6 protein-coding genes are annotated in these 9,073 nt (G+C 63.8%); 1 reads left to right on the top strand and 5 read right to left on the bottom strand.

Translation table 11 applies throughout. From position 1 onward, the window contains the following. Both QZ307_RS02930 and QZ307_RS02925 read right to left on the bottom strand, forming a co-directional pair. The coding region (locus QZ307_RS02930) for an ABC transporter permease (protein WP_295995596.1) at positions 1 to 2,045 on the bottom strand (2,045 nt) is incomplete at its 3' end. After that, entirely contained in the window at positions 2,035 to 2,793 is a 759-nt protein-coding gene (locus QZ307_RS02925; protein ID WP_295995602.1) for an ABC transporter ATP-binding protein, read from the bottom strand. The genes QZ307_RS02925 and QZ307_RS02930, both read right to left, overlap by 11 nt. Positions 2,794 to 3,283: 490 nt before the next feature. Here QZ307_RS02925 and QZ307_RS02920 point away from each other — a divergent pair, with 490 nt between their 5' ends. Then, positions 3,284 to 3,727, top strand: a complete 444-nt coding sequence (locus QZ307_RS02920) for a GatB/YqeY domain-containing protein (RefSeq protein WP_295995590.1) — start codon at positions 3,284 to 3,286, stop codon at positions 3,725 to 3,727. Positions 3,728 to 3,818: 91 nt separating this feature from the next. On the opposite strand, the gene QZ307_RS02915 is transcribed toward QZ307_RS02920, so the two are convergent. From QZ307_RS02915 to QZ307_RS02905, 3 genes are read right to left on the bottom strand one after another with little or no spacing between them, the layout of a single operon-like run. Further along, positions 3,819 to 4,691 carry a DmsC/YnfH family molybdoenzyme membrane anchor subunit gene (locus QZ307_RS02915; protein WP_295995587.1) on the bottom strand — a complete coding sequence of 291 codons (873 nt, stop codon included), beginning with the start codon at positions 4,689 to 4,691 and terminating at the stop codon, positions 3,819 to 3,821. 4 nt (positions 4,692 to 4,695) lie between these two features. After that, complete coding sequence (locus tag QZ307_RS02910; protein WP_295995584.1) at positions 4,696 to 5,358, bottom strand: 4Fe-4S dicluster domain-containing protein; 663 nt, start codon at positions 5,356 to 5,358, stop codon at positions 4,696 to 4,698. Position 5,359: 1 nt separating this feature from the next. Then, complete coding sequence (locus QZ307_RS02905) at positions 5,360 to 8,878, bottom strand: molybdopterin dinucleotide binding domain-containing protein (protein WP_295995582.1); 3,519 nt, start codon at positions 8,876 to 8,878, stop codon at positions 5,360 to 5,362. Between the last annotated feature and the right edge of the window lie 195 nt (positions 8,879 to 9,073).

Genomic DNA, 9,073 nt, shown 5'->3' with positions numbered 1-9,073 from the left:
GCGCAGGTGACGTGGCACACCGCCAGCCCCAAAGGCACGAGGAAGTACACGAGCACCTGGGCCAGCAGCGAGCGGAACACCATGCGGCGATCGCAGCCCAACTTCCACAGGGTACGGTAGCGCTGGCTGGAATCGGAGGCCTGGGACAGCTGCTGGATAGCCAGGATGGCCGCCGTAGACACGAGAAAGATGAACCCGATGTAGAGCGCCAGATAGGTGATCATCAGGCGCAAGCCCGCAGCCTGAACAATCATCTCATTGGCGGTGATGATGCGGGTGACCGGCCACAACAGGCTGGCCCACTCGTCATCGGCGCCCGCAGCGCCCTGCTCGAAGCCACCCATGGAGGCCGGTTGAGCCGCCGCCACGATAGCGGCCAGCGCGGCGTCGTTCTCTTCCACCGTCTTGCCGTTGTCAGCGTAGTTCACGTTCAGCAGCGAACGCGAAGGGATAAGACCCTCGTCCACCAGCGAATCCACCACCGCATCGGGCACAACGAGGACGAGCCCCACGGCGGTCATGGCGTTGTCTTCCAACTGGGTGTCCAGCACCTCTCCCGTCGGCGTCAAGGTCTGCCCCAGCACGTCCACCGAAGGCGCGGCCTTCGCGACGGCGCGGGCCAACGCGGCCGAGAGCTCCATGTTGTTGGCCAGCGCATACTGATCCTCTCCCAGGGCAACGGGCTCCTGACCCTGCAGGGTGCGCGCGCCGTTGAAGTCCGACAGCCCCACGACGCCGATCTCGGTCGTGCGAATGCTCTCCAGGTCGTCCAGGCGCAGGTTGGCGTCCGGGGCCGCCTCCTCAGCCGGCACAATCAGCTCGTCGTAGGTCGAATCAGGCACTAGGTACTCGTCCACCTGGGCATACTTGCCGATCGTCTCGGCCCACAGCTCGGGCGCGGCCTCTTGCAGCGGCAACGCCATATCCCAGTTCGCCGCCTCGGCTGCCTCCAGCCGTTCGGGGGCCTCGGCCGCCATCTCGTCGTGGCGAGCCGCGCTGCCCGCCGAGGCCCGCGGGTCGCCGTCGGGCCCGTACCACACCGCCGCCGAAAGCGTAGCGGAATAGGGGTTCGCCTTCTCGATGCCGCCCACGAACACCTCCACGAAGCCCATGCCCGTAGAGAACACCGTGATAGAGAAGAACAGCAGCACGCATACCGCCCACAGCGACAGGAATGCCGTGTTGATCTTGCTGGCAATCTGGCGCACGGTGAACATACGCAGCCCCCGCAGGTACACGTTGCGCAACCGCGTAACCACCGCCACCACGAACCCAGCCAGCGACCAGAAGAACAGCAGCGACCCCACCAGCATAGCCACCGTGGCCCGGAAGAACCGCGGGTCGTCCAGCATGACCAGGCCGCTCTCAATGAGCTGCTGGTAGGCATAGGCCAGAACACCCAGCGACGCTACGAAGACCACGAGGCACACCCAGGGGTTGCGCACGCCCACGCGCTGGTTCTGCGCCTCGGCATGCAGTAGGTTGATCAGCTTCTGACGGCTGACCGTAAGGGTGTTGAACAGGGCCACCACCACGTAAATGGCGGCGAAGCAGGCCAGCGTCGTGAAGAACGCGTCCTGGGAGAACACGAACTGGTAGTTGCTCATGGTGGTACCGAACAGCATTGCTGTCAGGAAGCTGAGGCCCTGGGACAGCAGCACGCCCGTCACCAGGCCCACGGCCAGCGACACGAGGCCCACCATCACCGTCTCGTACAGCACGATGCGCGACACGCGCCCCGGGCTCATGCCCAGCACCAGGTAGGTGCCGAATTCCCGCTTGCGCCGACGGATGAGGAACTGATTCGCGTACAGAATGAGGAAGCCCAGCACAAAGGCCACCACCACCGAAAACATGCCGAGGAACTGAGCCGTTGTCTCGAACTGCCGCTCGGAGGTGGACGACTGCAGGTCGAACAGAATCTGCTGGCTGCCGATGGAGTTGAAGGCGTAGAACACGGCCACGCCGAACAGCAGCGTGACGAAGTAGATGGCGTAATCGCGCACCGAGCGGCGCACGTTGCGCAGGGCTAGCTTAAGATACATGGCCCGCCTCGCCTCCCAGGAAGGCCACCACTTCCATGATGCGACCGAAGAACGCGTCGCGGGTCTCGTCGCCGCGGCGCAGCTCGTTGAAGACGGCGCCGTCTTTGATGAACAGCACGCGGTTCGTGTAGCTGGCGGCGAAGGCGTCGTGGGTGACCATCATGATGGTGGCGCCCAGCTGCTGGTTCATCATTTCCATGATCTCTAACATGACAGCGGCACTACGCGAGTCGAGCGCGCCGGTGGGCTCGTCGGCCAAAATGAGCTTCGGATCGGTGACCATGGCGCGAGCCGCAGCGATGCGCTGGCGCTGACCGCCGGACATCTGGTAGGGGTACTTCTGCAACACGGCATCGACCCCCAAGCGCGCGGCCATGGCGTTCACCTTGCCGGGAATGGCGCGGGCCGGCTCGCCCTTGATGCTAAGCGCCAGCGAGATGTTCTCGAAGCCCGTAAGCGTGTCGAGCAGGTTCGAATCCTGAAAGATGAAGCCCAAATCGTCGCGGCGGAATTTCGCCAGTTGGCGGCGCGAGAGCGTGGTGATGTCGCGACCGCCCACAAGGATATGCCCGCTCGTGACGGTGTCGATGGTAGACACGCAGTTCAGCAACGTCGATTTGCCGGACCCGGATGGCCCCATGATGCCCACGAACTCGCCGGCCGCCACATCAAAGGACACACCCGCAAGCGCCCGAGTGACCGAATCGCGGCTGCCGAACATCTTCTCGACATTGCGCACCGAAAGCATGGGGGCACCGCCGGGGGCCGCACCAGCCGGCTGCGGCACGATACGCCCATGGGCGCCGTACTGTTCGCGCGCGAAGGCGTCGATCGGCGGTGTGCCTGTCGGAGAAGCTGCGGGGAACGGCTCGGTGTACACTTCGGCCATTAGTAGCTCCTCTCGATCTTTGGCAGCTGACCCAGCGCCACCACTCTCACAGCCCCCACCACCACTAACGCGATGATAACTTTACCCACAGTCTTCACAACAGTCCTTTCTCTCGACGGACAGGCTTTTCTTACCTATTCCATCCTAGAGAGGGGCCTGAACGCGTTCCATCGATTGAACTTACCGTTGCCTTACGAAGCTGAAAGGTTCAAAAGCATCATGCCGTTTCTAGGCACGCCGCCACGGCGCTCCCCCTGGTCCCCAAACCAAGAACGACCTTGCATCAGGGACAATAGCGGCGGTATTGGAGTATCATGAAAATCAAAAGGCCTACCACGAAAGGATCGCCATGGAATACCAGCAGCTGCAGGACGAGATCAAAAACGCTATGAAGGCGCGCGACAATGCACGCCGCGACATTTTGCGCCAGGTGCACACCGAGCTGAAGAGCATCGAGGTAAACGAGCGCCGCGAGGTCACCGAGGCTGATGTGGACGCCATGCTGAAGCGCACCATCAAGCAGACGAAGGAGACCCTGGACGGCTCCATCAAGGCCGGCAACAACCAGGAGCGCACCGACACGCTCACCGAGCAGGTGGCCATTCTGGAAGAGTACCTGCCAAAGCAAGTGGAGGGCGAAGAGCTGGTGGCCCTCATTGACGTGGTGCTGGCCGACACCGGTGCCTCCACGAAGAAGGACATGGGTCGCGTCATGGGCGAGCTCACCAAGCGCACCGGCGGCAACTTCGACAAGGCAGCCGCCGCGAAGGAACTGGGCGGGAAGCTAAGCTAACCTACCCCAACATCAAAACGTAAAGAAAGCCTCCCGCGGGAGGCTTTCTTTCTGTCATGATCCGCCCGTCCCGCAGGGCGGGCGGAACTCGTTAGAAGAACGGGTAGATGGACACGCCGGTCATGTAGAACACGGTGCGCAGGCACAGTGCGCTGATCAGGACGCACACCACGCCGATGGCACCCCACACTTTCCAGTCGCCCTTGGCTTTGCCGGCCAGGGCCGAACCCACGCCCGCGGCGGCCGCAATCATGGCCACCACCGACCACACCATCGAGGCACCGGCGAAGGGCTCGGTGGAGCCGTCGCCCGCGATATCCTGGGTGGGGCTCGTCGGGTCGAACCAGAACTCTACGGAGGTGTAGGCCGTCGCCGTCATCTGCATGGCAATGAGGTAAGCCACCACCAGTACCAGGTTCACGATCTGACCGATGAGGTTCACCTTGGCGTTGTAGTCGAGCGACTCGTCCTTCAGCGCCGTCAGGATGGCCATGGTAGCCGGGCCGAAGCCGCAGGCCGCGCCCAAAAGCGAGCCGATCTGCATGACGGAGTCCCATGCGGGCAGCGAGGCCATCATGTAGCTGTGGCCCATTACCGCCACCAGCACCACGGACAGCACGATACCGACAATCGCCAGCCATGCAGGCACCTTCGCCTCGTCACCCGAGCGGCGCAGGTAGACGAAGTACACCACCATCACGATGAACAGCACCACGATGGCAATCAGCTCCTGGGTGATACCCGAGGTCACATGGCCGAAGCCATTGAAGATGCGCTCCCAGTGCTCCAGGTGGAAGAACACCGCGATACCGCCCACGGCCAGCAGCACCACCGACACGATGAGCGCCGGCATCTGGGCCTTCTTGCCCTGGCCGCGCAGCAGGTAGAGGCACTGAGCGCCGAACACACCCGCCGACCACGCCAGCAGCGTCGTAAACAAAATAAGGGGCCATTGCAATTCCATAGTGCTACTCCTTTCCCTGCCACTTACGGTTACGCAGGATGTAGCAGTGCTTCGGATCGTTGCCGGCGTTGGTGAGGTGATAGACGTCGGCCTCGGTATAGGGCTCCACCCAATCCTTCAGCGTCGTGCGGCTGGCCAGCATATCCTCATAGGAGGTGGACAGGTCGTGAGTGGGTGCCGGGGCCATGAAGGAATCGATGCCCTCGTCAAGGTCGCCGAAGAAGCGAGCACGGGAACCGCACTGGGTGACGCACTGGGGCAGCTCGCCCTGGGCCGTCTTCTGCTGGCACAAGGTGCACTTCTCCACCACGCGCTCTTCCTCGTTCAGATAGCGCACACCGTAGGGGCAGGCCATGGCGCAGAACTGGCAGCCGATGCACTTCGACTTGTCGATCTGCACGGTGCCGTCCTCGGTCACGTGAGACGCCTGGGTCGGGCACACCTTCACGCACTCGGGGTTCTCGCAGTGCTGGCACTGGATGGGAAGGAAGTACATCTCCACGTCGGGCCAGTCGCCGGAGCCGCCCTCCTTGGGGGTCGGGCCGATACGCAGGGTCTTGATCCAGAAGTTGCCGGGCTGCACGCCGTTGACGGTCTTGCAAGCGGCCGAGCAGGCCTGGCAGCCCACGCAGCGGTTCAGGTCGGTCACAATTGCATAGCGGGCCATGCTACATCACACTCCCATCCCATTCGGGCTCGCCCTGGAAGCGGGCACGGACGCCCTTTCCGGTGGGAACCCATTCGCGCAAGCGCGGGTCGGAGGCGTCGTGGATGCACTCCACGCCATTCGGGTCGCAGGGAACCGGGTTGCCGAACGGGGAGTTCTCCGCCGTCGCCTTGTAAACAATCGTCGGGGTGGAGCGCATGGTGGCGCAGCCGCCGACGGTATCCTGTCCGTAGGGGTCGTTCACCACGTTGATGCCGACGAGCTCGAAGCCATGGGAGGCCGTGTCGAACTCGGGGAACCACCAGGCGTGGTTGGCGTTCACGACGCCCTGGGAAATGCCATAGTACAGGTCGAGCACCTCGCGGACCTTGCCCCAGGGGGTCTCGATCCACACCCAGTCGCCCTGCTTGAGGCCCAGACGCTCGGCGTCCTTGGGGTTCATCTCGATGCGGGGAGACGGCCACACCTCGCGGCACCAGGGCAGCTGGCGATGCTCGGAGTGGAAGTAGGTGGGCTGGCGGGAACCCGTGGTCATCAGGAAGATGTTGTCGGGCATGGCCTTCAGCGTGTCCTTGTACTTATGGTTCATGAAGTACGTGTCGTCGGCCTGATCGATAAGCTCAGGATCGTAGAGCTCCGGCTTCGCCACCGGCGAGTCGGTGGGCTCGCGGTAGATGGGGAAGCGGTCGTCGTCGCCCTGGAACTGCGGCAGGTCGGAGTGGGCCCACTTGTCGGAGTCCTCCGGCACCTCGCCCATGTTGCAGATGTAGGCCTCGCACACGAGCGACCAGATCTCCACCAGGCCGGAAGCGGTCATGAAGCCGGGGTGGAAGTCCACGAGCGGGAACAGGTTGAAGCCGCCCTGCTGACGACGCCAGCCCATCTCGTGACGACGGAAGGTGCCCCAGCGCTCGGGATGCCACTCGCGGCAGTCCATCCAACCGTGATCGGTGAACCACTGCTTGGCCTCGGCCCACGTCGGGCCCTCGGGGAACTCGGCCGTGCACCACTTGTCCACATTGTCCTTGAGCACGCGGTCATGGTCGGGCCACAGATAGCTCGGCGCACCGGAGGCGTCGTAGTCGGCGCCCAGCTGCTCGGACCATTTGTCGATGAAGGTCTGGCACTGCGGAGCGTAGTTGAGGTTCTCGGCGGGAGCGGCATCCGGGTCTTTCGTGTTCCACGGCACGCCCATGGCCTTGTACATGCCCACGTTCCAGTCGGGGTCGTAGATGGTCTCTCCCGGAGGCTCGATGGCCGCGCAGCAGCAGCCGAAGAAGCCGCCGGAACCCTGGGAGACGCGGGTGGAGTCGAGCTCCATCCAGTGCTGGCAGGGGAAGATGATGTCCGCGTTGCCGTTGTTCGGGCAGAACCACATGTTGATGTCGACGAAGAAGTCGAGCTGCGTGGTGGCGTCCCAGGCGCGGGCGATGTTGCCCATGTTCATGATATCGCCGGACTGGCACACGCCGCCGTGGAGGGCGTAGAGCGTCTCCTTGACGTTGTAGCCCACTTCCTTGTTCTCGTTCTCCATGCACAGCGACCAGTCCGGATCCTGCAGGCAGGCGTCCCAGATGGCGTTCGCGTCAGCCCAGCGCGCCCAGAAGCGGTTGAGCGGGAAGCGGTCGGCATCCACCTGACCGGCCTGGCGCATGAAGATGGTGTTCGGATTCGGCCAGTTCTGCGAGGGAAGCATAGCGCCGCCCATACGCTTGGCGATGATGATGGCCTCCTCGTCGCTGGGCACCTTGTTGCCGTAGCGCTCGGCCAGGGGAGAGTCCTCGTCGATGAGGTACTGGACGAAGTCCTGCATGTGCTTGGCCACTTCCTCCAGGGAGTAGTCGCGGCCGGCCCACACCTTGGCCTCGTCGCCGTAGGGCGCCGCCGCCTGCATGTTGGAACGACCGGGGTTGCCGTCGAACTGGCTCTTGCAGGAGCCGCGGTTGCCGGCGGGCTCGTCGGAGTTGCCCGTCACGCAGGAGAGCATCTGCAGCACGCGACAGTTCTGGATGGAGTTGCCGTTCTGGTCGGTGGCCAGCTGGAAGTGGATGCCGCCGTTGCCGTGGCGCGGGTCGACGCGGGTGGTCCAGGTGCGCACGGCCTCTTCGGCCTTGTCGCCGGGCACGCCGGTGATCTCCTCCACCTTGTCCCAGGTGTACTGGCACGTCAGATCATGGAAGCCGTCCCATACGGTGCGGCACTTATAGGTCTTGCCGTCCTTCAGCGTAACCTCGACCTCGCCGGGGAACAGCGCGGGCTTCTTGGGCAGGCCGGCGGGATTGGTGGTCTTGCCCTTCTCGTTGCCCTTGTCCCAGTAGGCGTCGAACTTCGCATCCGCCGGATCGCACCAGACCGAGGGATCAGGCAGCCAGCCGGCGGCCACCAGGCCCGTCAGCGGGTGGTCGATGAACGAGCCCGTGGTCGGGATCTTGTGCATCTCGCCTTCCCACTTGCCCTCCTGAGCGTCCCAGTAGGTGAGGCGGTTGTTGTTCTCGTCCCACACCATGAAGCGATGGTACTTGCCGCCCTCGATGATGTCGGCCTCAGTGATGAGCTTCGTGCGCATGTTGATGCCGCCATTGCCCTCGACGAGCCAGCCCTCGGTCTTCCAGGGCTTCTCCTCGCAGAACAAGAACGGCGCGTTGGACCAACGGCGCACCATGGTGTCGTCGTAGGCCTCGTTCTCGATGATCCAGTTGAACCAACCAAGCGCCAGGGCACCGTCAGTGCCGGGACGCAGGGGCAGCCAGATATCGGCCTCCTTGGACAGCGGCGTCACGCGCGGATCGACGCAGATGTGCGCCGTGGCATGCGGGGCTACGTCGGAAATGGTGCGGTTGGTGGTGTCGTAGTTGGAGTACTCGACAGCGGTGCCCCACTGCACGTAGACCTTCGGCTCGGCCTCCACTTCCATCCAGGGGGAGCCCATCTCGTCGGTCATAATGCCGGCCCAGTGGCGCGGGCCCTTGCACACCTGATAGGCCAAGTGCGCGTTCGGGGTGCCGAACAGCTGCTTCATGCCCTGATAGGGACCGAGCGACCACACGCGGGACGTGCCGCACATCACGAAGATGGACTGTCCGCCGTACTTGTCCACTACCTCGCCCAGGCCCTGGCCGGACAGCTCGAAGGCCTCGTCCAGCGTAATGCGCACCCAGCCCGGATCGTCCGAGCCCTTGGGGTTGGTGCGCTTCACCGGGTAGCGCAGGCGATCGGGATGGTAGGCCGCCTGCATGGAAGACTGCGATTTGGCGCAGCAATGGCCACGGCTCTGGGGAGCGGACTCGTCGCCCTCGACCTTGATGGCCTTGCCATCCTGAACCGTCACCCAAACGCCGCACTCCACCTTGCCGCAGGCACGGCAGCACGTGCGAACGTGCTTCACCTCACCCGCGGAGGCGTTGGCGTCTTCGGCCAGAGCTCGCAGGGGCGCGACCGCCGAGGAACTTACTGCTGCAGCTGCACCGGTAATAGCCATCGTCTTCATGAAGTTGCGACGCGACATGGTTAGCTGTGCCATAAAATCCCCACCTCTCTCTCTCTTTCTTTCTCCCTCTTGCATCTCCACCGTGCCTTGGGCGGCTTGTCCCCCGCGCGGCAGCTGCTCGGCTGCGGCGCGGTTTCCCCGGGACGCGGAAGACCGGTGCCTTACGGGCGCAATTCTACGGAGAGAACGCGGTTGAACCTTCATAGGGGGCATATGATTAGGGCTATT

The organism is uncultured Adlercreutzia sp. (assembly GCA_910585575.1).
GTDB lineage: Bacteria > Actinomycetota > Coriobacteriia > Coriobacteriales > Eggerthellaceae > Adlercreutzia.
Note: the sequence above shows the minus strand (reverse complement) of the source record. Positions and strands in the feature narration are given on the sequence as shown.

Bases quoted from the DNA above. Each gene is read 5' to 3' on its own strand.
- QZ307_RS02925 (WP_295995602.1), bottom strand. From the start codon at position 2,793: ATGCTTTCGGTGCGCAATGTCGAGAAGATGTTCGGCAGCCGCGATTCG.
- QZ307_RS02920 (WP_295995590.1), top strand. From the start codon at position 3,284: ATGGAATACCAGCAGCTGCAGGACGAGATCAAAAACGCTATGAAGGCG.
- QZ307_RS02915 (WP_295995587.1), bottom strand. From the start codon at position 4,691: ATGGAATTGCAATGGCCCCTTATTTTGTTTACGACGCTGCTGGCGTGG.
- QZ307_RS02910 (WP_295995584.1), bottom strand. From the start codon at position 5,358: ATGGCCCGCTATGCAATTGTGACCGACCTGAACCGCTGCGTGGGCTGC.
- QZ307_RS02905 (WP_295995582.1), bottom strand. From the start codon at position 8,878: ATGGCACAGCTAACCATGTCGCGTCGCAACTTCATGAAGACGATGGCT.